A 23,931-nucleotide genomic window follows, 5' to 3' on the forward strand; every position below is an offset into this window, starting at 1 on the left:
GGAAGATCAGGCCCATGACTGAGCTCGACCCCACCCCTTCGCCGATCCCCGATCGTCCCAGCCTGGACGGCCTCGAGGAGAAGTGGGGCCAGGTATGGCGCGACCAGGGCACCTACGCCTACGAGCGCACCGGCGAGCGGGCCACCCGCAGCCGCGTCTTCTCGATCGACACCCCGCCACCGACGGCGTCGGGGTCGCTGCACATGGGCCACGTCTTCAGCTACACCCACACCGACTGCATGGCGCGCTACAAGCGGATGCAGGGCTTCAACGTCTTCTACCCGATCGGCTGGGACGACAACGGCCTGCCGACCGAGAAGCGGGTGCAGAACTACTACGGTGTCCGCGGCGACGCCCACCTGCCCTACGACGAGGGTTTCGAGCCTCCCTTCGCCGGCACCACCAAGAGCATCAAGGCCGCCGACCAGGTGCCGATCAGCCGGCGCAACTTCATCGAGCTGTGCGACGAGCTCACCGTGCGCGACGAGGAGGCCTTCGAGTCCCTCTTCCGCCGGCTCGGCTTCTCCCTGGACTGGGACATCAGCTACCGGACAATCGACGAGCACAGCCGGGCGACCGCGCAGCAGGCCTTCCTGCGCAACCTCGCCCGCGGCGAGGCGTACACGGCCGAGGCCCCGGGCCTGTGGGACGTGACCTTCCAGACCGCGGTGGCCCAGGCCGAGCTCGAGGCGCGGGACTACCCCGGCGCCTACCACCGGGTCGCCTTCCACCGCGTGGGCGAAGGGGGGAGCGCCGGCGAGCCGGTCTACATCGAGACCACCCGTCCCGAGCTGCTCCCGGCGTGCGTCGCGCTCATCGCCCACCCCGACGACGAGCGCTACCAGGACCTCTTCGGCAGCTCGGTCACCTCCCCGATCTTCGGGGTCGAGGTGCCGGTCGTCGCCCACCCCTCCGCGGAGATGGACAAGGGTGCGGGCATCGCGATGTGCTGCACCTTCGGCGACCTGACCGACGTCATCTGGTGGCGTGAGCTGCAGCTGCCCACCCGGTCCGTGGTCACCCGCGCGGGCCGGATCCAGGGCGACGTGCCGGAGTGGATCACGGGCGAAGGGGGGTCCGCGGTCTTCACCGAGATGGCCGGCAAGACCGTGCACTCCGCCCGCGAGGTCGTCGTCGAGGCGCTGCGCGCCTCCGGGGACCTCGACGGGGAGCCGGTCAAGACCCAGCGCAAGGCCAACTTCTACGAGCGCGGTGAGAAGCCGCTGGAGATCGTCACCTCGCGGCAGTGGTACATCCGCAACGGCGGGCGTGAGCGGGAGCTGAACGAGGCGCTGCAGGCCCGCGGCGACGAGATCGACTTCCACCCCGCGTTCATGCGCTCGCGCTACAAGAACTGGGTGGCCGGGCTGAACGGCGACTGGCTGATCAGCCGGCAGCGCTTCTTCGGTGTGCCGATCCCGGTCTGGTACCGGCTCGACGCCGACGGCCAGCCCGACTACGAGGACCCGATCGCGCCGGGTGAGGACGCTCTGCCGGTCGACCCTGAGTCGCAGGCGCCGGACGGTTTCGAGGAGTCCCAGCGCGGCCAGCCCGGCGGCTTCGTCGGTGACCCGGATGTCATGGACACCTGGGCGACGTCATCGCTGACCCCGCAGATCGCCGGCGACTGGCGCGGCAGTACCCCCGGCACCGAGGGCGACGGGCTGTTCGAGCAGGTCTTCCCTATGGACATGCGTCCGCAGGGGCACGACATCATCCGGACCTGGCTCTTCGCCACCGTCGTGCGCGCCCACTTCGAGCACGGGTGCACCCCGTGGACCAATGCGGCGATCTCCGGGTGGATCCTCGATCCGGACCGCAAGAAGATGAGCAAGTCCAAGGGCAACGTCGTCACCCCGGAGGACGTCGTCAAGGAGCACTCCGCCGACGCCGTGCGCTACTGGGCCGCGAGCAGCCGCCTGGGCACCGACGCCGCGTACGACACCGGCCAGATGAAGGTCGGACGCCGGCTGGCGATCAAGCTGCTCAACGCGAGCAAGTTCGCCCTCGGATTCGGTGAGCCCGACCTCGAGCCGCGTCAGGGGCTGGCCTCGGTCGTCACCGAGCCGCTCGACCGGGCGATGATCGCGGCGCTGCTCGAGGTCGTGCGCGACGCGACCTCGAGCTTCGAGAGCTGGGACTACACGCGCTCCCTGGACCTGACCGAGACCTTCTTCTGGACCTTCTGCGACGACTACATCGAGCTGGTCAAGGAGCGGGCGCACGCGGGTGACGCCTCGGCCCGGGCCGCCCTGCGGCTGGCCCTGTCGGTCATCCTGCGCCTCTTCGCGCCCTTCCTCCCCTACGCCACCGAAGAGGTTTGGTCCTGGTGGCAGGAGGGCTCGGTCCACCGCGCCACCTGGCCTACCGTGGAGGAGCTCGCCCTGCGGGAGACGGGTGAGGCGAAGGTCCTCGCCGCCGTCGGGGAGGCGCTCAGCCACGTGCGCAAGGCCAAGTCCGACGCGAAGGTGGGGATGCGCAGCGAGATCACCTCGGCCACCCTCGTCGCTCCCCCGGGGCCTGCCGACCATGTCCGCCAGGCCGAGGCGGACCTCCGCGCGGCCGGCCGGCTCACCGGCGCGCTGAACTACGTGGTCGGCGAGGAGGTCGAGCTGCGCGACGTCGAGCTCATCCCCTTCGTCAAGCCCCCCAAGGCCTGAGCGGCCCCAGGTAAGTTGGTGCTCGTAGACGAGAGGGGCGAGACGTGATCAACCCGGTAACCGAGCTGCGGGATTTCCTGCAGGCCTCGCTGCTCACACCGGTCGAGCGAGACCACTGGGAGTCCGACGCACGATTCCAGCGGCGCCGGGTCGTCGCCGTGGTCACCCTGGTCCTCGGTGCGGTGGTCCTCGCGACCGCGCTGCGCATCGAGCCCGGTGACCCGCGCTTCTACTGGGCGACGCTCGCGCTCGCGGGGATCTGGGCGATCGGCGCGCTCGGCTCCGGCAAGCTGTGGCTGGGCCGCGGGCACACCCGGACCGGAGAGCTGGCGCGGCCGATCGTGCAGTCGCTCTCCCTCGGCGTCCTGCTGCTCGCGCTCTTCCTCGCCGGCGCCTTCGTCGTCGCGGGGATCCCCTTCCTCGCCGAACCGGTGCAGAACCTCCTGGACCATGCCCGCGTCGGTTCCCTGCCGCTCGTCGCCGCGATCACCGCCGTCAACGGCATCGCCGAGGAGCTCTACTTCCGCGGGGCCCTGTACTCGGCGGTCGGGCAGAAGCACGCGGTGGCGATCACCACGGCGGTCTACACCGCCGTCACCGCCGCCGGCGGCATCGCCCTGCTCGTCCTCGCGGGCCTCGCTGTCGGCCTGATCACCGGGCTCCAGCGACGGGTCACCGGCGGGGTCCTCGGCCCGATCATCACCCACCTCACGTGGTCGCTCGGGATGCTCTTCCTCCTGCCGACCACCCTCGACCTGGCCTCGTCGGTCTGGGGCGGCTGACCCCTTCGCCGGTCCGGGCCTGCTCAGCGCCGCTGCAGCGGCTCGGCCACCGGATCGCGGGCCAGGCGGGGCAGCTGGATCCCTTCCAGCGGGCGCGACCGGGTGCGCACCCGGCGATGCCCGGTCGGCTGGATGACCAGCCAGGGCACGTCCCACCCGGAGAGCCCCATGAGCCCGGCGGCGAAGGGGGTGTCGTCGACCTCGTGCACCGTCCCGGTGCCCGGGTCGTAGACATCGAGTCGCGTGTCGCCGTCGCCGGGGAGGACGAGGGTGACGTGGCGGGGCAGGGTCGTGCTCCCGACGTAGAGCAGCGCCGGCTCCCCCTCGACGACACGGTCGACGAGGGTGGCATAGGCATGCACCCGGCCGGCCTGGTCGAGATGCCTGAGCATCGCGTACTCGTACTGGGTCCCGACCCAGGAGGCGCCGTTCTCCAGCTCGGCCTTGGCCCCCCACGGTGGGGTCCCGAGGCTGCGCGGCCAGGGCGGGCGCAGCGCGCCTGCGCGCAGCTGCAGCGAGTTCGTCCGTCGGTGCACCGTGCGCTCGTAGCTGGCGAAGCGTTCCGCCCGGGAGTCGCCCTCAGCCCCGGGGACCGGGTGGCCGGCGCCGGTCATGACCCACCGGGCGAAGGGGGCGTCGACGAGCATCCGGGCCACGGTGAGGCAGGCGGCGCCGCATGTGAGAGACGACTGCTGCCTGGGCGCCGGCCTGCCTGCGCTTAGCCGGAAGGGAGTGCTCACCAGGCCGACCGGGTCAGGCCGAGCGCTTGTGCTTCGTCTTGCGCTTGCCGCCCTCGTCACGCCGCACGATCGTCGGCAGGACGTTGTCCTTGACCGTCTCGGGGGTCACGACGACCTGCTTGACGTCGTCGTCGCTGGGGACGTCGAACATCACCGGGAGCAGCACCTCTTCCATGACCGCCCGCAGGCCGCGGGCGCCGGTGCCGCGGGCGAGCGCCTGCTCCGCGATCGCCGCGATGGCCTCGTCCTCGAACTCCAGCTCGACCCCGTCGAGCTGGAACATCTTCTGGTACTGCTTGACCAGCGCGTTGCGCGGCTCGGTGAGGATGTCGACGAGGGCCTCGCGGTCGAGCGGGGTGACTGTGGTGATGACCGGCAGACGACCGACGAACTCGGGGATGAGCCCGAACTTCATGAGGTCCTCGGGCTGGACGTCGACGATCGACTCGGCGAGATCGGTCGGGGTGTGCAGCTCGGAGCCGAAGCCGAGGCCCTTCTTGCCGCGGCGCCCCTCGATGATCTTCTCCAGCCCGGCGAAGGCCCCGCCGACGATGAAGAGCACGTTGGTCGTGTCGATCTGGATGAACTCCTGGTGGGGGTGCTTGCGGCCCCCCTGCGGCGGCACGGAGGCGCTGGTGCCTTCGAGGATCTTCAGCAGCGCCTGCTGTACCCCCTCGCCGGAGACGTCGCGGGTGATCGACGGGTTCTCCGCCTTGCGAGCCACCTTGTCGATCTCGTCGATGTAGATGATCCCCCGCTCGGCCTTCTTGACGTCGTAGTCGGCGGCCTGGATGAGCTTGAGCAGGATGTTCTCGACGTCCTCCCCGACGTACCCGGCCTCGGTGAGGGCGGTGGCGTCGGCGATGGCGAAGGGGACGTCGAGCATCCGTGCCAGGGTCTGGGCGAGATAGGTCTTGCCGCAGCCGGTCGGCCCGATGAGCAGGATGTTGGACTTGGCGAGGTCGACGTGGTCCTCGTCGCGCTTGCTCGTCGCCGGCGCGTTCTCCTGGGCCTGCACCCGCTTGTAGTGGTTGTAGACGGCGACCGCGAGGGAGCGCTTTGCCGCGTCCTGCCCGATGATGAACCGCTGGAGGAAGTCGTAGATCTCCCGGGGCTTGGGCAGCTCGTCGAAGCCGAGCGCGGTGCCCTCGGAGAGCTCCTCCTCGATGATCTCGTTGCACAGATCGATGCACTCGTCGCAGATGTAGACACCCGGACCAGCGATGAGCTTCTTGACCTGCTTCTGCGACTTCCCGCAGAAGGAGCACTTCAGCAGATCGCCGCTCTCTCCGACTCGTGCCACGCCTGTCCTCCCAGTGCTTGCCGTACCAGTGGGTCGATCTCCCCGCTGACGGAACCGACGCTACCCGTCAGCCTCCGCCTGCCCTCTCATTGGACACCCGGCGGAGGCGGCGCGTCGCGCCTGTCCGCTGACAGCGCAACGGCGGACGAAGGGCGGCGGCACCCGCCCTCGCCCCCCGGCCGGGCCCCTCGGGCGCGACGACACCCGGAAACGCCGCAGCACGCGCCTCATCACTGAGACGCGTGCTGCCTGACGGGGCGTTCGCCCGGAGGTCAGTCCTCCATCGAGGCCTTGCGGGGCACGAGCACGTCGTCGATAAGGCCGTACTCCTTGGCCTCGTCCGCGCTGAGGATCTTGTCGCGCTCGATGTCCTCGCGGACCTGCTCGGGGGTCTTGCCGGAGTGCCGCGCCCAGGTCTCCTCGAGCCAGGTGCGCATCCGCAGTACCTCGTTGGCCTGGATCTCGATGTCGCTGGCCTGGCCGTACTCGCCACCGGCGAGGGCCGGCTGGTGGATGAGGATCCGGCTGTTCGGCAGCGCGAAGCGCTTGCCCGGCGTGCCGGCGGCCAGCAGCACCGCGGCGGCCGAGGCGGCCTGCCCGATGACGAAGGTCTGGATGTCGGGCTTGATGTACTGCATCGTGTCGTAGATCGCGGTCATCGCCGTGAACGAGCCACCGGGACTGTTGATGTACATGAGGATGTCGCGCTCGGGCTCCATCGACTCCAGCACGAGCAGCTGGGCGATGATGTCGTCGGCGCTGGCGTCGTCGACCTGCACCCCGAGGAAGATGATCCGGTCCTCGAAGAGCTTGGTGTACGGGTCCATCCGCTTCATGCCGTACGAGGTGCGCTCCTCGAAGTTCGGCAGGATGTACCGGCTGGACGGCGCGAGCTGCTGGGGCGCCTGGCCGCCCGGCCTGGTGCCGTACGCGTCGGCGTGCATGCGGGGGGTGGTGTTGATGTACATGAAGTCCTTGTCCTCGCTCAGTCGTCCGACTCGTCCGACACCGGGTTCTCGCTCGCCGGGCCCGCCTGGCTGGAGCTGACGAACACGTGGTCGACGAACCCGTACTCGCGGGCCTCCTCCGCGGAGAACCACCGGTCGCGGTCGGAGTCCTTCTGGATCTGCTCGATGCTCTGACCGGTGTGCTCGGCGATGAGCTCGGCCATCTGGGTCTTGACGAAGAGCATCTGCTCGGCCTGGATCTTGATGTCCGAGGCGGTGCCGCCGATGCCGCCGGACGGCTGGTGCATCATCACCCGGGCGTGGGGCGTCGCGTAGCGCTTGCCCGGGGTGCCCGCGGAGAGCAGGAACTGCCCCATCGACGCGGCCAGGCCCATCGCGACCGTGCACACGTCGTTGGGGATCCACTTCATCGTGTCGAAGATCGCCATGCCGGCCGAGATCGAGCCGCCGGGGCTGTTGATGTAGAGCCAGATGTCCTTGTCGGGGTCCTCGGCCGCCAGGAGCAGCATCTGCGCGGCGATCGCGTTGGCGTTGTCGTCGCGCACGTCGGAGCCGAGGAAGACGATGCGCTCCTTGAGGAGCCGCTGGTAGATGTGGTCGTCCAGGCCCATGCCCGACTGCGGGCCGGCTGCGACGATCTCGCGGGGGTTGCTCACGCTCGCTCACTCTCGTGGTCGTGATCAGGTCTTTGCAGGTGTTGCTCTCGACCCTAACGCCGGGTGCGCCGCGACTAGTCCCGCCCCCGTGATCTGTTCGCCCTGGGCGCAATACGCGCCGCGCCCCCTCACCGCACGAGGAGGTTGAGTACCACGGTCAGCACGACCGAGAGGACGATGGAGATGAGGATCATCGCCAGGCAGCCGGGTGCTCCGCCGAGGGGCCTGATCTGCACGCGGCGACGCTGCGGGTCGTGAGTCATGACCGGAGACTAGGTGCCAGGCCCCCGTCCCCGGCCGCAGACGAAGGGGTGAGATCTCACCCCTTCGGCCGGGTCACGAGCAGTGCCAGCCCCGCGTGCGCCTCGAGCTCGACGTGGAACCCGTGCAGCTGGTCGACCTCGCCGAACCTCGACCCGTCGCCCATGTCCATCAGCCGGGACCCGGGCGGGAGGTGCTCGCTGATCACCGTGCCCGAGATCGGCTCGGCGGCGAAGTTGAGCACGGTCACCTGCATCTGCCCCTCGATCTCCTCGTAGTCCTGGACCATGACGAGCATCGCGGGGTGGCTGACGTCGGGGATGTCGACCTGGGTGGTCGTGGCGATCTGGAAGTAGCCGCGCAGGTGCAGCAGCTGGCGCAGCCGGTGGGCGAAGGAGCGCTCGTCGGCGAGCTGGTCGGGCAGCGAGCCGTAGAGCGAGCGCGCCCGGGGCATCCCCGATCCGGACTCAGCGGCTTCCTCGGCGACTCCCATGAGGTCGTAGGCGCCGCGATGCACCCAGCGCGTGTCTCCCCCTTCGAGCAGCGGCGCGACCTTCGGATGGTCCGCGGCCAACGGCAGCGCGCCCACCAGGTCCCACCCGGAGAGCGCGAAGACGCCAGGCTGCAGCGCGTTGTACTGCGCGAGCAGCAGGTGCGCCTGGCGGATCCGCTCCACGTCGTCCTCGCCGATCGAGTCCAGCTCGGTGATGCCGAGCGAGGCGGCGACGATCGAGGCGGTGGTGCTCGCGATCCCGTTAGTCGTGAAGACGTGGTTGTACGGCGCGGCGTCGCCGGTGAGCCGGTCGGTGAGCTCGCCACGGATCGTCTCGGCCAACCGCTCGCCGGCGACCTGCTCGCCACGGAAGGTGAACTCCTCATCGCGGTGGTCGCTGGCGAAGTGGACCAGCTCGTAGGTCATCTCGTCGTGGTTCTGCAAGGCATGCACGAGCGAGCGCGCGGCGACGCCGCGCTCCATCGCCTCGCGCATCGTCAGCCGGAGGAACTCGGTGTCTCCGGTCGCGAGCGCATGGTGGTAGGCGGGCCGGTTGACGAAGTCGTAGGACAGGTCCGCCCCGGCCTCGGAGGTCGCGGCGATGTCGTCGATCGAGAGGTTGAGCTCCTGGAAGGTGAAGCCGCCGATCTTGCGCACCATCGAGCCGATGAGGTGGTTCGCCGCCTCGGAGAGGGGGTGCCCCTCGGACCAGGCGGGCGAGTCCTCGCCGGCCTTCTCGACCCCGAGGAATCCGTTGGCGTCGAGCCGCAGCCCGCCGGAGCCGAGGTCGCCGAGGCTGTGCAGGGCGTCGCCGATGACCATCCGCATCCCGGCGAAGGTGGGGTCGAGCCAGTTGATCGAGGGCTGCCCCTCCTTGAAGTAGTGCAGGTAGACCCAGCGGCGGGTCACCCCGTCCGGTCCGGTGACCGGTGGGGTCACCGACCAGTTGGTGTCCTTGACGCCGGGGACGTGGAAGATCACCCGTTGCAGCCGTCCGACGATGTAGCCGGCCTCGGAGAGCGCGGCCTCGGCCCCCTCGTCGAGGTTGACGGAGTCGCGGCCCTCGGGCACGTCCGGCAGCAGGTGCCAGTCCTGCTGCGGGACGTGGACCATGTGGTAGATCCCGGGGTAGTCACCCACCCCCATCTCGGCGAGCCGGAAGTCGGCGCCCTTGCCGGTGTGCCCCGGGACGATGTCGTCGATGACCGTGCCCTCGTGCTCGCCCGCGACGTGGCACAGCTCGCGGAACTCCTCCTCGGTGCCGAAGGCTCCGTCGATGTGGGTCGAGATCCGGTCGAAGTGCCCGTCGATGCTCGGGGTGGGGTGCCACCCGGAGATCCCGCCGGCCTGCTTGACCGGGCCGGTGTGCACGGCGTGGATGCCGATCTCGGCGAAGGTTCGCCACAGGTCGCGGTCACCGATCGAGGCGAGGAAGGACCGGCCCGGCGCGGTGATCATCGAGATGGGGTAGGCGGTGTACCAGACCGACGCGGTGCGCACAGCCAGTCGCGGGTCGGGGGTGGCGTAAGGGTTCTGCCACATCGCGCCGACGGCGGAGAACTGGCGGGCGATCTTGGTCGCGTCGGCGAGCATCGACTGCCCCTGGAGCCACTCGACGTAGACCGGGTTGTCCCCGAGCGGTTCGCCGGAGCGCAGCTCGGCCCAGGACGGCGCGCCCTGGGGGCGCAACCGCCCGCGCGGGCGCAGCGCTCTCGGCCGGGCCGGGAAGAGCACCTCGGCGAAGTTGTGCTCGGGCGACTCGGTCTCGAGCAGCTCGGCCTCGGTCGCGGCCTCGAGCAGCTCCTCGTCGGGCGTGCTCTGGTCATGGGTCCGATCAGCTTCCTGGCTCACCCGCACCAGCCTACGGGCGAAGGGGTCAGAGCCAGCCGTTGTCGTGGGCGAGCCGGGCCGCCTCGACCCGGTTGGTCGTCCCCGTCTTGCCGATCGCCGAGGAGAGGTGGTTTCGCACGGTGCCTGCCGAGAGGTGCACCCTTGCGGCGATGGTGGCGACCGGCGCGCCGGAGAGCGCCTCGGCGAGGACCTCACGCTCCCGGTCGGTCAGCGGGCTGGCGCCGTCGAGGAGCGACTCGGTCGCCAGCGTCGGGTCGACCACGCGCAGCCCGGCGTGCACCCGCCGCACCGCCTCGGCCAGCTCCCCGGCAGGGGTGTCCTTGACGACGAAGCCGCTGGCCCCGGCCTCGAGGGCGCGGCGGAGGTACCCGGCACGACCGAAGGTCGTGACGACGAGCGAACGGCAGGTGGGAGCCTGCTCGCGCAGGAGCGCGGCGGTATCGATGCCGCTCATGCCCGGCATCTCGATGTCGAGCAGGGCGACGTCCACCCCCTTCGCCCGCACCTGCTCGAGCACCTCGTCGCCACGGCCGACCTCGGCGACCACCTCGATGTCGTGCTCCAGGGAGAGCAGCGCGGCCAGCGCCCCGCGCACCAGTGCCTGGTCGTCGGCGAGCAGGACCTGGATGCTCATAGCTGCACCACGACCCGGGTGCCGGGCTCGGCCGGCTCGATGCGCACCGAGCCACCGATCGGCTCCACCCGCTCACGCAGGCCGCGGATCCCGTTGCCCTCCCGTGCCCCTCGGACACCCCGGCCGTCGTCGGTCACGACGAGCCGGTCCTCCCCCAGGGTGATCTCGCAATGTCGCGCGCCGCTGTGCCGCACGACGTTGGTCACCCCTTCGCGCAAGGCCCAGGCCACCGTGATCCGGTGGCGCGGGTCGACGTCCTCGAGCGCACCGATCACCTCGACGGTTGTGCCCGCCCCGGCCAGCGCCTGCCGCGCTGCGGTCAGCTCGTCGGCGAGGCGGGCAACGCGCAGCCCGGAGACCGTTGCCCGGATCTCGGCAAGGGCCTGGCGGGAGATGTCGCGGACCTGGGCCATCTCGTGCTTCGCCCGCTCGGGGTCGGTGTCGACGAGCCGCTCGGCCAGCTCGGACTTGACCGTCACCACCGTCAGGGAGTGGCCGAGCACGTCGTGGACGTCGCGGGCGACCCGCTCGCGCTCCTCGGCGATGCCGAGCTGGCGGCGGCTCTCGCGCTGGCGGGAGGCCGCGCCGTCGATGGTCGCGAGGAGGACGAGGGTGAGAGTGACCATCGGGTAGATGAGGAAGAAGAACCACAGCGGCTCGGCCCCGTCGACGAGGAGCACGCACCCCAGGAGCAGGAGCAGGGCCGCGCCGAGCACGGCGAGGGACTGGCGCGCCGGCATGGTGATGGCGGCGATGGACAGGATGAAGGGGATGAGCCCGAGGGCTCCGACCCCGATGATGGGTACCGTCGCAAGCGCGATCAGGCCGAGCGCCAGCACGTACCACCGGGTGTCCCGCATCAGAGCGTGCTCGGGTCGGTCGTCGACCCAGAGGCCGTGGAGGTAGACGACGGCGAAGAGCGCGAGGATGGCCAGGCCGAGGCCGCGGCGGGTCCAGTCGTCGGTCACGGTGAGCACCGAGCTGATCGGGAAGACCATGAAGACCAACCAGATCGCGCCCATGAGCCAGCCGAACCGCGCCCAGGCATCCTGCCCGCCAGCGCCGTGCCCGTCCGCAGCGCGAGCGTCCGAGCGGCGGAAAGCGCTCGGCGCTCGCTCGGTGCGGGGCTCGGGGGCCATACCGGTCACGGTAGCCCGGTCCGACCGACTCACTGGCGCCCGCGGCCGCGCCGCACGAGCAGCACGGCGAGGAGAGCGAAGACCGCCGCCCAGACGCCGAGGTTGGTGACCGAGATCCACAGCGGTTCCAGCTGTGGCGCCGAGCCGTCCTGGGTGAGCACGTAGCCCTCGGTGAGGGGGCGACGGGCCAGGCTGACGTAGCCGTAGAGCGGGGTGAAGCGGGCGATGTCGAGCATCGTGCCGGACAGCGGGACGAAGACGTTGCCGAGGAAGGCGAAGACGACGAGCATCCCCGACGCCGCCCCGACAGCGCTCTCGCTGCGGAAGGCCAGCCCGATGGCCAGGCCGAAGAGCGCGAAGACCACGGCTCCGGCGAGCACGACGATGGCGGAGAGCAGCCACGCCGTCGTCGTCCCCGAGGCGCCGGTGAGCACCCCGATGGCGTAGATCAGCGCGATCGGGATGGCGGCGATGAGCAGGGCGACGGTGGCCTTGCTCGCGACGAAGGTCGCGTCCCGCATCGGGGTCAGCCCCAGCTGCCGGCCCCAGCCCTGCATCTTCTCGACCGCGGCGAGACCACCGACGGCGGTCGTGGCGGTCACCGCTCCATAGGCGGCCATGGAGATCATGATCCACATCGCGACGTTGCCGTTGCCGGCTGCCGCGTCTTTGTAGTCCTGGGTGGCGCCGAAGATGACGTAGAAGAAGGCGGGCAGCACTGCGGTGAAGAACAGCCCGACCGGGTCGCGGACCACACGGGTCAGCTCGGTGCGGGTGAAGGTGGGGCTGATCAGGGTCATCGCGGGTCTCCCTGCGCGCTCTTGGTGGTCGATTGGTCCCGCGGGCTGGTCAGGGCGATGAAGGCCTCGTCGAGGGACCCGGTCGTGATCTCGAGGTCGTGCCCGCCGAGGTCGAGCAGGATCGACCTCGCGAGGGCGTCGGAGTCCGCGGCGAGCACCGTGACCCGCCTCCCCTGCCGCGCCACGGAGTGCACGCCGGGCAGGCTGCGCAGCTCCTCGTCGTGGGCCGGGTCGACGTCCGCCGCGACGACCCGGCCGGTGGCTCGGGCCCGGATCGCCTCGGTGGTGTCGTCGGCGACGACGCTGCCCTCGCTCAGGAGGACGATCCGCTCGGCGAAGGTGTTGGCCTCCTCGAGGTAGTGGGTGGCGAAGACGACGGTGCGCCCCTGGGCGGCCTCGGCGTGCATCGTGGCCCAGAAGTCCCGGCGGGCGGCGACGTCCATGCCGGCCGTCGGCTCGTCGAGCACGAGCAGGTCGGGGTCGGGCAGCAGGGCGAGCGCGAAGCGCAGCCGCTGCTGCTCCCCGCCGGAGCACTTGCTCACCTTCCGCCGCGCGAGCGAGCTGATGCCGGCCCGCTCCATGACCTCCGCGACCGGCTGCGAAGTCTCGAAGGTGGAGGCGATGACGCGCACGGTCTCCTCGACGGTGAGGTCGCGCAGCAGCCCTCCGGTCTGGAGCACGGCGGAGATACGTCCGGCGTCGACCGCCCGCCGCGGAGCCAGGCCGAAGACCTCGATCTCGCCGGAGCTGGGCTCGGTCAGCCCGAGCACCATGTCCAGGGTCGTCGTCTTGCCGGCGCCGTTGGGCCCGAGCACCGCGACGACCTCCCCTTCGCCGATCTCCAGGTCGACGTCTCTGACCGCGTGGACCCGGTCTCGCCCGCGGGCGAAGCTCTTGCTCACTCCTCGCAGCCGCAGCGCGGGCGCGGGATCTGCTCCTCTGGTCATGACTTCAGCCTGGCCGGGCGGAGCGGGTGAGGCACTCCCCCTTCGTCACGACCTCCCCATGACACCTGTCACCCCCTCCCCCTTCGCCCGCCTCCCCAGCCCCAGCCAGGATCCGAATTTCCCTAGGTTCCTGTCAGCCGCCCGGGAAATTTCCTGGGCGGCTGACAGGAACCTAGGGAAATTCGGATCTGAGGGGCGAAGGGGGCGGGCGAAGGGGGGTCAGCCGGCCGGTGGGGCGAACTCGCCGGCGTCACCGGTCGGGGTGCCCAGGTGCTCCCGAGCCACCCGGGGGACGACGAAGAGACCGGTAGCACTCACCGTCACCTCGCCCTCAGCGTCGGTCAGCTCTCCCTCGAGGCGCAGCTTCCACCCGTCGCGCTCGACCAGCCAGGCCGTGGCGCTCAGCTCGCCCAGCGGGGTCGGTCGCCGGTAGCGCAGGTCGAGGGTCGCGGTCATCGCCGGCAGGCCGATGCTCGAAGGGATGACCCCGAGGACCTGGTCGAGGACGGCCGCGGCGATGCCGCCGTGCAGGCAGCCCGGCGGACCCTCGTAGGCCGCGCCGACGGTGAAGCGGGTGGCTGCCCGCTCCCCGTCCCAGTCGATGCGCAGCGGCGGGGCGAAGGGGTTGAGCGCCCCGACCATCGGGTTGCCGTGGACCCGCATCCGGCCGTCGCTGCTCGGCTCGAGGCCGCGCGGTCCGTCGGCCGCGTCGGCGAGGAGGGACTCGGTGACCTCTCGGACGGCGGGGATCGCCGCGTGCAGCTGGGCCGGGTCGAGCCGGGTGCGCACGGTGGCGTCGAGCAGCTCGCGCACGGCGTCGGCGAGAGCGGCGCCGGCCTGCTCCTGCTCGCGCAGCGCGTCGGGGTCGGTCACCGGAACCAGGGCGTCGAAGCCACCTGCCGTCATCTGCCGCTGCTCTCCTTCGGGGTCGGGTCCAGGGCCGTGCGCCGACCCACGCTCTCATCCTCCTCGGCGACCGAGCCGAGCGTGAGCAGGGCCAGTGTGATGAGCACCGCAACGAGGAGCAGGGCCCGCAGCACACCGACGTGATCGCCGAGGAAGCCCAGCGCCGGCGGTCCGGCGATGAAGGCGCCGTAGCCGATCGTCGCGACCACCGACATCCGTGCGGTGGCCCGGGCCGGGTCGTCGGCCGCCGCGCTCATCCCGACCGGGAAGCCCAGACTCACCCCGAAGCCCCACAGCAGGGTGCCCAGGTAGGCGGGCAGCGGTGGGGCGAGCACGACGAGCAGCGAGCCGACGGCGGCGACGAGCAGCATCGGAGCGAGCACCCGCACCCGGCCGTACCGGTCGAGCAGCCGGGTGCCGAGCACCCGGCCCAGCGTCATCGCCGAGAGGAAGCAGGCGAAGGCGACCACCCCGGCCCACGCCGGCACCCCGTGACCCTCGACGAAGGCCACCGCGATCCAGTCGTTGGCGGTCCCCTCGGTGAAGGCCGCGACGAGGACGAAGACGCCGACGAGCACCGTGCGGCGCTCGGTCCAGGCCGAGCGGGCCGGTCCCTCGCCGGCGCCCACGGCCGAGCGCGGGTCCGAGACGAAGGCGCGCACCGCGGCGAGGACGACCCCGACGGCGAAGGTGGCGACGAGGCTGAGGTGCAGCAGCACCGGGACGTCGAGCGCGACCAAGGCGGCCCCGAGGAGCGCCGCGAGCACGGTGCCCGCGGAGAAGGAGGCGTGGTAGAGCGGCATCACCGACCTGCCGAGGGCGCGCTCGACGGTCGCCGCCTGCAGGTTCATCGCGACGTCCCACAGCGAGACCCCCGCGCTCGTCGCGAGCAGCGCGGCCGAGACGACGGCCCGGGAGCCGACGACCTCGGTCCCCAGCCCGATGCCGGTGATCCCGATCCCGCCGAGGACCGTGCCGATGAGCACGGCGCCGGTGGTCCCGACCCGGTCGGCTACCCGTCCGGCGAGCGGGAGGGCGAGCAGCGCCCCGACGCTCCCGGCGAGCAGCGTCACGCCGAGCTCGCCGGGGGTGAGGTCCAGCACCGCCTTGATGTCTGGCAGCCGCGAGGCCCAGGTCGCGAAGGTGATGCCGGCGAGCGCGAAGACGACGAGGACGGCCCGATGGGCCGTCCTCGTCGTGCTCAGCCGGGTGGGGACCGGCTCGTTCACTCCTGGGTCGACTCCTGCTCGCCCTCCCGGGCGCCGGTCGACTCACCCTCGGCGGTGTCCCCGCCCTCGGTGGTGGTCTCGGACTCGGTCTCGTCGGTGGGCTCCTCCGCGGGGGCGGGCTCGCCCCCTTCGTCCTCGCCGTCCTCGGTCGGGACGAGGTCGTCGAGGTCGATCTCGGTGCCCTCGGTGTCGGTGACCTTGGCCTTGTCGAGCACGGCGGCCAGCGCCTTGCGGCGGCCGACCTCACCGACCATGGCCTGGATCTGGCCCTGCTGGTCGACGAGCTGGGCGAACTGGTTGGGGTCCATGCCGTACTGCTGGGCCTGCATCATGAGGTACTCGACGAGCTCGTTCTGCCCGACCTCGATCTCCTCGGTCTCGGCGAGCTTGTCGAGGAGGAACTGCGCCTTGAGCGCGCTGCGGGTCGACTCCTCGACCTCGGCGCGGTGCTCGTCGTCCTCGAGCCGGTCCTCCTGCTCGAGGTGGCGGTCGACCTCGGCGGTGACGATGCTCTCCGGCAGGTCGATCTCGGTCTGCTCGAGCAGCTGCTCGAGGACCTTGTCGCGGGCCTGGATGCCCTGCTCGAACTTCTTCGCCTGCTCGGCCTGGGCGGTGACGTCGGCGCGCAGCTCCTCGGCGGTGTCGAACTCGCTCGCCAGCTGGGCGAACTCGTCGTCGACCTCGGGCAGCTCGCGCACCTTGACCGACTGGACGGTGACGGTGCAGTCGGCGTGCGAGCCGGCCTGGTCGCCGCCGGCGAGCGGGGCGGTGAAGTCAGCCGACTCCCCCGCGCTCAGGCCGACGAGCGCCTCGTCCATGCCCTCGAGCATGGTGCCGGAGCCCACCTCGTAGGAGATGCCCTCGACGGCGTCGACCTCGTCGCCGCCGATCTCGGCACGCAGGTCGATCGAGACGAAGTCACCGTCCTGGACCGCGCGGTCGACCCCGGTGAGGGTGCCGAAGCGCTCGCGCAGCTCGGTCATGCGCTGCTCGACGTCCTCGTCGGTGACGGTGAGCGGGTCGACGGTCACTGCCATGCCGTCGTAGTCGGGCAGGTCGAACTCGGGGCGCACGTCGACCTCGACGGTGAAGGCGAAGGTGTCCTCACCCTCGAGCGGCAGCGTGGTGATCTCGACCTCGGGCTGGCCGAGGGGGCGCAGGTCGTTCTCCTCGATGGCCTGGCCGTAGAACTCCGGCAGCGCCTCGTTGACCGCCTCCTGCATGACCGAGGCCTTGCCGACGCGCTGCTCGATGATCCGGTTCGGGACCTTGCCCGCTCGGAATCCGGGCACCTGGATCTGGCTGCCGATCTGCTTCAGGGCCGCGTCCACGTGGGGCTGCAGCTCCTCGTTCGGGACCTCGACGGTCACTTTGACCCGGGTCGGGTTGAGCTTCTCGACGGCACTCTTCACTGGGGGCACTCCACAATCTCGGGTTCGCGGGCGGATGTCAGTAACCGGAGACGGCTCGCTGGCCGTCCTGCCGGAGCGGGCGACGGGAATCGAACCCGCGTAGCCAGTTTGGAAGACTGGGGCTCTACCATTGAGCTACGCCCGCACACCTCCGTGAGCACGCCAGCGCGAAGGGAGCGGGCGTCACCGTGTCCGGAGGAGCACCGGCTAGCCTATGCGGGTTCCGGTGGCGAGTCGAAATCGGCTCGGGCGTGCCCGCGCCGGCCGGGACGAGCACGGGGTATGGCGCAGCTTGGTAGCGCGTCCGCTTTGGGAGCGGAAGGCCGCCGGTTCGAATCCGGCTACCCCGACCAGTCAGCGATCGCTGGTGTCGCGGGCGACGATCCTCAGCTCGTGGATCGCCCGGCCGGCACGGGTGCCCTTGTCCTCGAAGCCGTCGGTCGGCCGCCAGGCCGGCCGGTCCCCTTCGCTCACCTCGAAGCCGCCGTGCTCGGCGAGCTGCTCGCGCACGTGCTCGGCGTACTGCGCGTGGTCGGTCGCGACGAGCAGCGCACCGCCCGGTCGCAGCCGCGAGGCGATGAGGTCAAGGGTGTGCTGCTGGATCAGGCGCCGCTTGGCGTGGCGGGCCTTGGGCCAGGGGTCGGGGAAGAAGAGGTGCACCGCCTCGAGCGACCCCGCCTGAATGCTGGTCTGGAGCAGCTCGAGCGCGTCGCCGCGGTGCACGCGCAGGTTGGCGAGGCCCTCCTCGTGGGCCGCGGCGAGCATCCGGGCGATCCCCGGGACGTGCACCTCGACGGCGAGCAGATCGTGCTCGGGATGGCTGGCGGCGTAGGCGCGCGCCGCTCCGCCGTGGCCCGAGCCGATCTCGAGGACGAAGGGGGCAACCCGCCCGAAGATCTCGGCCCGCCGGGCCTGGTCGAGCAGCTCGGACCCGACCCCGTAGCGCGGCATGAGCCGGGCCATCCGCTCGTCGGTCAGCGGCGAGCTGCGCCAGCGAGGGGTGAAGGTGCGCACGCCGGACCGGTGCCGACCGTCCTCGGTCCGCGGCCGGTCCGTGGCGGGACGGCGAAGGGGGTCGCTGCTCGCCTGGTCATGGGGCTGGTCTGGGACGTGGTCGTCGACGGGGCTCATCGCGGCCCGAGCCTAGAGGGTCGGGTCTCTCTGGTCGGTCCCGGTCGATCCCGAGCAGTCGCGGTCAGTCCCGGTCGGCTCGGGTCAGTCGCGTCGGATGAGGATCGCGCCGCGGTCGTCGCCGTCGCCGGCGCGCCCCTGCTTGACCAGCTGGGTGGTCAGTCCGCGCAGTCCGTGCTCCATCGACTCCTCGGCGCGGCTGAGCATCCAGTCGATCCCGTCGGCGACGTCGGCGGTCGGCGACTCGACGACCCCGTCGGTGTAGACGAGCAGGGCGTCGCCGCGACGCAGCACCCCTTCGATCCGCGGGTAGGCCGGGTCGGGCAGCAGACCGAGCGCGGGCCCGAGCGCCGCGGTGACGGTGACCCACCGCCCGGCCTGGGCGTCGAACCGGACGGCCGGCGGGTGACCGGCGTGCCCGAGGCTGAACCGGCCGGAGGCGAGGTCGACGTCGAGGTGCACGGCGGTCGCGAAGCCGTCCTCCCACCCGGCGCGGCCGAGGTAGGCGTTGGCGGCGGCGAGCACGCGACCCGGGTCGGTCTGACCGACGAGCCCGCTCAGCGCGCCGGACAGCGCGAGCGAGCGGGTCGCGACCTTCTGCCCCTGGCCCGCGACGTCGACGAGGACGATCTCGAGGCGGCTGTCGTCGTCCTGGAGCACCGCCACATCGAAGTCGCCGGAAAACGGCTCGCCGTAGGCGCTGGCGAAGGCGCGCTCGGCGTACCAGCCCTCGGGCAGCGGCGGGATCGCCCCGGTGTCGAAGAGCCGGTCGCGCAGCTCGACGAGCATCTGGTCGCCCACGAAGGCCCCGACCCCGTGCCGGGCCCGGGAGGCGCCCGCGAGGAGGACGACGCCCATCGTTACCGCGACGGCGATCGGGCCGACGACGTAGGGCTGGGCCGGGCCGAGGACGACGGTGCCGATCATGAGCACGGTGATCGCCGCGCACAGCTGCAGCAGGGCCCGGAAGGGCAGCACGAAGCCGGCGACGAGCAGGGCCGGGATGAAGTACGCGGTGGGGACCGCGATCGGGTAGAGCGGGTGGAGCACGACGAAGGCGGCGCAGTAGAGCCCGAGGATGCTCAGGTGGACCCCGGTCGAGACGCTCGACACCGCCCGCAGCACGGAGTCGAGCACGACCGGGGCAAGGGGTCGCCCCGGGTGGGACGTGACCGCCATGGTGGGGCTCCGCTCTGCTGAGACGCCGCGTCCGGACGACGCGTGCTCGCGACTTTACGCGCTCAAAGGGCCAGGTCAGAGGATCTTTACCAAATGCTGACCAACGCGACTCCCGGCCGCCCGCGACGAAGGGGTATAAGTCCCCTTCGCCGGCTCGCGATCCCGCTCACGGCAGCGCGGGGAGCTCCCCCGAGGTCTCGAACCGGGTGATCATGTCGATCCTCCGCTGGTGGCGGGCCTCGCCGCTGAAGTCGGTCGCGAGGAACGTGCGCACCATGTCCTTGGCCTCCTCGAGCGACTGCATGCGGCCCCCGAGCGAGATGATCTGAGCGTCGTTGTGCTCCCGGGCCAGCTCGGCGAGCTCGACGGTGTAGCAGAGCGCGGCGCGGATGCCCTCGACCTTGTTGGCAGCCATCTGCTCGCCGTTGCCCGAGCCCCCGAGGACGATTCCCCGGCTGCCGGGGTCCGCCGCGACGGCCTGCGCCGCCCGCAGCACGTGGACGGGGTAGTCGTCGAGCGGGTCGTACGCGGTGGGGCCGTGGTCGGTCACCTCGTGGCCCTCCTGCTCGAGGAAGGTCAGCAGCTCCTGGTGCAGCTCGAAGGCGGCGTGGTCGCCGCCGATGTGGACGCGCATCGTGCTCCTGTTCGTGCGGTGCGAAGGGGGTGTGTCAGGCGCGGAAGATCGGGTCGCGGTCGCGGCTGCGCTTGAGCTCGAAGAATCCGTCGGTGCCGGCGACGAGGACGCACCCGTCCCAGAGCCGGCCCGCGGCCTCGCCCTGCGGCGCGGGGCTGACCACCGGGCCGAAGAAGGTGGTGCCCCCGATGGTGATGGTCGGGGTGCCGACGTCGTCGCCGACGAGCTCGACGACGCCCTGCTGCTTGGCCCGCAGGACGGCGTCCCAGGACGCGTCGTCGGCACCGTCGAGGACGCTCTCGGGCAGCCCCGCCTGCGCGACCGCCTCGGAGACCACGGCCTCGAGGTCGGTGCGCCCCTCGTGGTGGATGCGCTCGCCCAGCGCGTCGTAGAGGGGCTTGGCGATCTCGTCGCCGTGCTCGGCGATCGCCTTGGCCACGACCCGAGACATGGGGTGAATCTTGTCCTGGAAGGCGCGGTACCCCTCGTCGAGGTCCTTGTCCTCGTTGAGCGCCCACAGGCTCATCTGGCGCCACCGGACGCGCACGTCGCGGACCTGCTCGACCTCCATCATCCAGCGGGAGGCCATCCAGGCCCAGGGGCAGGCCGGGTCGAAGTAGAAGTCCACGTCCGCGATGTCTGGGGTGCTCATGGCGGCATCCTCGCAGACCGTGCTCGGCGCGGTCTGCCAGCATGACCCCCATGCCTGGAACCAACCTCACCCGCGACGAAGCCGCCATCCGGTCCGACCTGATCGAGGTCGACTCCTACAAGGTCGCCCTCGACCTCACGACCTCTGAGAAGGTCTTCGCGACCCAGAGCACGGTCCGCTTCAGCTGCCGCCGGCCGGGTGAGGGCACCTTCATCGACTTCATCGGCGAGTCCGTCGAGTCGGTCGAGCTCAACGGCGAGGCGCTGGACCCGGCGCAGGTGTATGCCGACTCCCGGATCACCCTGCCCGGGCTCGCGGCCGAGAACGTGCTCACCGTCCGGGCCACGGGGACCTACATGCACACCGGGGAGGGGCTGCACCGCTTCGTCGACCCCGCCGACGACGAGGTCTACCTGTACACCCAGTTCGAGGTCCCGGACAGCCGCCGGATGTACCCGGTCTTCGAGCAGCCCGACCTCAAGGCCACCTTCGCCTTCACCGTCACCGCGCCGGCCCACTGGCAGGTGATCTCCAACTCCCCCACCCCTGATCCGCAGCCAGCGGGAGAGGGCGTCGCGACCTGGGCCTTCGCCCCGACCGAGCGGATGAGCAGCTACATCACGGCGCTGGTCGCCGGCCCGTACGACGTCGTCCGCGACTCGGTGACCACCCGCGCGGGCGAGGTGCCGCTCGGCATCTTCTGCCGCCGCTCGCTGCGCGAGCACCTCGACGCCGAGAACCTGCTGTCCCTGACCAAGGCCGGCTTCGCCTACTTCGAGTCCGAGTTCGACCAGCCCTACCCCTTCGGCAAGTACGACCAGATCTTCGCGCCGGAGTACAACATGGGGGCGATGGAGAACGCCGGGTGCGTCACCTTCCACGAGATGTACGTCTTCCGCTCCAAGGTGCCCGACAGCCTCGTGGAGCGTCGCGCGCTGACCCTGCTGCACGAGCTGGCGCACATGTGGTTCGGCAACCTCGTGACGATGAAGTGGTGGAACGACCTCTGGCTCAACGAGTCCTTCGCCGAGTGGGCCAGCACCACCTGCCAGTCCGAGGCCACCGACTGGGAGGGTGCCTGGACGACCTTCTCGACCCACGAGAAGTCCTGGGCCTACCGCCAGGACCAGCTGAGCACCACCCACCCGATCGTCGCCCCGATCCGCGACCTGCACGACGTCGAGGTCAACTTCGACGGCATCACCTACGCCAAGGGCGCCTCGGTGCTCAAGCAGCTCGTCGCCTACGTCGGGCGCGAGGCCTTCCGCGACGGGCTGCGGGCCTACTTCGCCAAGCACGCCTGGGGCAACACCGCCCTGGCCGACCTGCTCACCGAGCTCGAGACCACCTCCGGGCGCGACCTGCGCACCTGGAGCCAGCAGTGGCTCGAGACGGCCGGGGTCAACACCTTGCGGCCGGTGATCGAGACCGACGACGAAGGGGTGATGACGGCCGTGCGGGTCGAGCAGACCGCTCCGGAGGACCTGCCGACCCTGCGGCCGCACCGGCTGGCCGTCGGCTGCTACTCGCTGGAGGACGGGGTGCTCCGCCGGACCCACCGGGTCGAGCTGGACGTCGAGGGCGAGAGCACCGAGGTCGCCGAGCTGGCCGGTACGCCGCGGCCGGACCTGCTGCTCGTCAACGACGACGACCTCGCCTACGCCAAGATCCGGCTCGACGAGCGCTCGCTCGCGACGGTGCGGGACAACCCGACCGCCTTCGAGGACTCGCTGCCGCAGTCGCTCTGCCTCGCGAGCGCCTGGGACATGACCCGTGACGCCGAGCTGGCCGCCCGGGACTACCTCCCGATCGCTCTCGCCGCGCTGGAGGGGCAGGAGGACTCGACCCTGCTCAAGACGCTGCTGCTGCAGCTGCGGACCGCGGTCCAGACCTACGCCGCTCCGGCGGCCCGCGACGAGCTGCGCAGCACGGTCCGCGACCGGCTGGTCGCGCTGGCTCGCTCAGCGGCGCCGGGCAGCGACGCCCAGCTGCAGCTCGTGTCCGCCGTCGCCGAGATCACCGCCCCCGGCGACGACACCAGCTGGCTGGCCGGGCTGCTCGACGGCGACGAGGTGCGGGGCGGTCTCGCGGTCGACACCGACATGCGCTGGACGCTGCTCACCGCGCTCGTGGCGGCCGGGGACCGGACCGGCGCCCACGTCGACGACGAGGCCGCACGTGACCGCACCGCCGCCGGTCGGGAGCGGGCCGCCCGCGCCCGCGCGGCCGCCCCGACGGCCGAGGCCAAGGAGGCCGCCTGGCGCGCCGGCGTCGAGGACGCGAGCACCTCGAACTCGGTCATCGACGCCCACGCCCTCGGCTTCGGCCGGGCCAGCGACGAAAGCCTGCTCACCCCCTTCGTCCAGCGCTACCACGAGGCGCTCGTCGGCGTCTGGCGCGACCGGACGCACGCCGTCGCCGAGAGCATCGCGACGCTCTTCTACCCGATGGCCCTCGCCGGCCCGGAGCTGCTGGCGGCGACGCAGGCCTGGTTGGACGAGAACCCGGACGCTCCGGCAGGGTTGCGCCGCACCGTCGCGGAGAACCGTGACTCCGTCGCTCGGGCGGTGCGCGCCCAGGACCGAGACGCCCAGGAGGACTAACCGGTGGTGACGCCGACCCCCTTCGCCCTCGACCTCTCCTTCGCCTCGTTGTCGGTGACCACCGAGCAGGCGTGGGAGTGGTTCGCCGGGGTGCCCGCGCAGATCCTCATCACGCTGGTGGCGGCATTCGTCGCGCGCCTCGTGCTGCACCGCGCGATCCGCTCCTTCGTCGACTCCACCATCGCCCGGTCCGAGCAGGGCAAGCCGGCCCGCAAGGACAAGGGAGGCGCCGACCAGGAGCGGCACAAGCAGCGGGCGCTGACCATCGCCTCGTTGCTGCGCTCGATCGTCACCGTCGTCGTCGCCCTGCTCGCGCTGCTGACGGTCATGTCGCTCATCGGCATCCCGCTCGGGCCGCTGCTGGCCTCGGCCGGGGTGGGCGGCGTGGCGCTCGGCTTCGGCGCCCAGTCGCTGGTCAAGGACTTCCTCTCTGGCGTCTTCATGATCCTCGAGGACCAGTACGGCGTCGGTGACATCGTCGACACCGGCGAGGCCGTCGGCACCGTTGAGGAGGTCAGCCTGCGGGTCACCCGGCTGCGCGACATCGAGGGCGTGGTCTGGTACGTACGCAACGGCGAGATCGTCCGGGTGGCCAACAAGAGCCAGGGGTGGACCACCGCGATGGCCGACATCCCCTTCTCCTACCGCGAGGACGTCGACCGGGTCGGCCGGATCATCCGTGAGGCGATCGCCGGGATGGAGGATGATCCCGACTGGTCCAGCGCCCTGCTCGATCCGCCGCAGCTGCTCGGCGTGGAGTCGATCACCGGCGGCACGGTGACGATGCGCCTGCTGGCCCGGTGCGCCCCGAACGAGCACTGGGGCGTCCAGCGCGAGCTGCGCCGCCGGGTCAAGGAGGCCTTCGACGACGAAGGGGTGGCCGGCCCGCCCTTCCCCCCGCTCCCCCCGGCCTGACCCCACGAAACTGCTGCATGCAGCACTTCCTTGTCG

21 protein-coding genes and 2 tRNA genes are annotated in these 23,931 nt (G+C 71.2%); 5 read left to right on the plus strand and 18 right to left on the minus strand.

All coding sequences use genetic code 11. From position 1 onward, the window contains the following. Nucleotides 1-14 precede the first annotated feature (14 nt). Nucleotides 15-2,660 (plus strand): valine--tRNA ligase, encoded by a 2,646-nt coding sequence (valS, locus tag FB557_RS11605; protein WP_144857791.1) that lies wholly within the window; start codon nt 15-17, stop codon nt 2,658-2,660. A 44-nt stretch (nt 2,661-2,704) separates the two neighbouring features. Continuing rightward, nucleotides 2,705-3,442, plus strand: coding sequence for a CPBP family intramembrane glutamic endopeptidase (locus tag FB557_RS11610; RefSeq protein ID WP_144857792.1), 738 nt, complete (start codon nt 2,705-2,707; stop codon nt 3,440-3,442). A 23-nt stretch (nt 3,443-3,465) separates the two neighbouring features. Here the strand turns inward: FB557_RS11610 and FB557_RS11615 are convergent, their stop codons facing one another. From FB557_RS11615 to FB557_RS11675, 14 genes are all read right to left on the minus strand, one after another. After that, a complete protein-coding gene (locus FB557_RS11615; protein WP_211356568.1) occupies nt 3,466-4,089 on the minus strand; it encodes a hypothetical protein in 624 nt (207 codons plus the stop codon). A 106-nt stretch (nt 4,090-4,195) separates the two neighbouring features. Beyond that, entirely contained in the window at nt 4,196-5,485 is a 1,290-nt protein-coding gene (gene clpX, locus FB557_RS11620) for an ATP-dependent Clp protease ATP-binding subunit ClpX (protein ID WP_144857793.1), read from the minus strand. Nucleotides 5,486-5,757: 272 nt separating this feature from the next. Next, the gene (locus FB557_RS11625) at nt 5,758-6,429 is read right to left on the minus strand and encodes an ATP-dependent Clp protease proteolytic subunit (protein WP_144857996.1); all 672 of its coding nucleotides are present in this window, start codon (nt 6,427-6,429) and stop codon (nt 5,758-5,760) included. Between the two features lie 41 nt (nt 6,430-6,470). Beyond that, nucleotides 6,471-7,064: an ATP-dependent Clp protease proteolytic subunit gene (locus tag FB557_RS11630; protein ID WP_144857997.1), complete on the minus strand. Its 594-nt coding sequence runs from the start codon at nt 7,062-7,064 to the stop codon at nt 6,471-6,473. Nucleotides 7,065-7,237: 173 nt separating this feature from the next. Next, nucleotides 7,238-7,372, minus strand: a complete 135-nt coding sequence (locus tag FB557_RS14755) for a hypothetical protein (protein WP_281290067.1) — start codon at nt 7,370-7,372, stop codon at nt 7,238-7,240. Nucleotides 7,373-7,428: 56 nt separating this feature from the next. Further along, nucleotides 7,429-9,714: a maltose alpha-D-glucosyltransferase gene (treS, locus tag FB557_RS11635; RefSeq protein ID WP_144857794.1), complete on the minus strand. Its 2,286-nt coding sequence runs from the start codon at nt 9,712-9,714 to the stop codon at nt 7,429-7,431. Nucleotides 9,715-9,739: 25 nt separating this feature from the next. Next, nucleotides 9,740-10,348 (minus strand): response regulator transcription factor, encoded by a 609-nt coding sequence (locus FB557_RS11640; protein WP_144857795.1) that lies wholly within the window; start codon nt 10,346-10,348, stop codon nt 9,740-9,742. Further along, nucleotides 10,345-11,487, minus strand: coding sequence for a sensor histidine kinase (locus tag FB557_RS11645; RefSeq protein WP_144857796.1), 1,143 nt, complete (start codon nt 11,485-11,487; stop codon nt 10,345-10,347). The genes FB557_RS11640 and FB557_RS11645 overlap by 4 nt, the downstream gene beginning before the upstream one ends. A gap of 29 nt (nt 11,488-11,516) precedes the next feature. Continuing rightward, nucleotides 11,517-12,287 (minus strand): ABC transporter permease, encoded by a 771-nt coding sequence (locus FB557_RS11650; RefSeq protein ID WP_342778936.1) that lies wholly within the window; start codon nt 12,285-12,287, stop codon nt 11,517-11,519. Continuing rightward, complete coding sequence (locus FB557_RS11655) at nt 12,284-13,234, minus strand: ABC transporter ATP-binding protein (RefSeq protein ID WP_144857797.1); 951 nt, start codon at nt 13,232-13,234, stop codon at nt 12,284-12,286. The genes FB557_RS11650 and FB557_RS11655 overlap by 4 nt, the downstream gene beginning before the upstream one ends. A 219-nt stretch (nt 13,235-13,453) precedes the next feature. Continuing rightward, nucleotides 13,454-14,140 carry a PaaI family thioesterase gene (locus FB557_RS11660; protein ID WP_144857798.1) on the minus strand — a complete coding sequence of 229 codons (687 nt, stop codon included), beginning with the start codon at nt 14,138-14,140 and terminating at the stop codon, nt 13,454-13,456. After that, the gene (locus FB557_RS11665; protein WP_144857799.1) at nt 14,137-15,369 is read right to left on the minus strand and encodes an MFS transporter; all 1,233 of its coding nucleotides are present in this window, start codon (nt 15,367-15,369) and stop codon (nt 14,137-14,139) included. The genes FB557_RS11660 and FB557_RS11665 overlap by 4 nt, the downstream gene beginning before the upstream one ends. Then, on the minus strand, nt 15,366-16,781 hold the full coding sequence (gene tig / locus FB557_RS11670) for a trigger factor (protein WP_144857800.1): 1,416 nt from the start codon (nt 16,779-16,781) through the stop codon (nt 15,366-15,368). Before tig ends, FB557_RS11665 begins: the two co-directional genes overlap by 4 nt. Nucleotides 16,782-16,855: 74 nt before the next feature. Further along, nucleotides 16,856-16,926 (minus strand) — tRNA-Gly (locus tag FB557_RS11675). Between the two features lie 131 nt (nt 16,927-17,057). Here FB557_RS11675 and FB557_RS11680 point away from each other — a divergent pair. Next, nucleotides 17,058-17,134, plus strand: a tRNA-Pro gene (locus FB557_RS11680). A gap of 1 nt (nt 17,135) precedes the next feature. Here the strand turns inward: FB557_RS11680 and trmB are convergent. From trmB to FB557_RS11700, 4 genes are all read right to left on the minus strand, one after another. After that, the gene (trmB, locus tag FB557_RS11685; protein ID WP_144857801.1) at nt 17,136-17,912 is read right to left on the minus strand and encodes a tRNA (guanosine(46)-N7)-methyltransferase TrmB; all 777 of its coding nucleotides are present in this window, start codon (nt 17,910-17,912) and stop codon (nt 17,136-17,138) included. Nucleotides 17,913-17,996: 84 nt separating this feature from the next. Beyond that, nucleotides 17,997-19,091 (minus strand): PP2C family protein-serine/threonine phosphatase, encoded by a 1,095-nt coding sequence (locus tag FB557_RS11690; RefSeq protein WP_144857802.1) that lies wholly within the window; start codon nt 19,089-19,091, stop codon nt 17,997-17,999. Between the two features lie 166 nt (nt 19,092-19,257). Then, complete coding sequence (locus FB557_RS11695; RefSeq protein ID WP_144857803.1) at nt 19,258-19,725, minus strand: ribose-5-phosphate isomerase; 468 nt, start codon at nt 19,723-19,725, stop codon at nt 19,258-19,260. 34 nt (nt 19,726-19,759) lie between these two features. Beyond that, entirely contained in the window at nt 19,760-20,377 is a 618-nt protein-coding gene (locus tag FB557_RS11700) for a DsbA family protein (protein ID WP_144857804.1), read from the minus strand. A 50-nt stretch (nt 20,378-20,427) separates the two neighbouring features. On the opposite strand from FB557_RS11700, the gene pepN reads away from it, so the two are divergent. Together pepN and FB557_RS11710 are read left to right on the plus strand one after the other, a co-directional pair. Next, entirely contained in the window at nt 20,428-22,980 is a 2,553-nt protein-coding gene (gene pepN / locus FB557_RS11705; RefSeq protein ID WP_144857805.1) for an aminopeptidase N, read from the plus strand. A gap of 3 nt (nt 22,981-22,983) precedes the next feature. Beyond that, nucleotides 22,984-23,895, plus strand: a complete 912-nt coding sequence (locus FB557_RS11710) for a mechanosensitive ion channel family protein (protein WP_246074751.1) — start codon at nt 22,984-22,986, stop codon at nt 23,893-23,895. The last annotated feature ends 36 nt before the right edge of the window (nt 23,896-23,931 follow it).

This window comes from Marihabitans asiaticum (assembly GCF_007828725.1).
GTDB lineage: Bacteria > Actinomycetota > Actinomycetes > Actinomycetales > Dermatophilaceae > Marihabitans > Marihabitans asiaticum.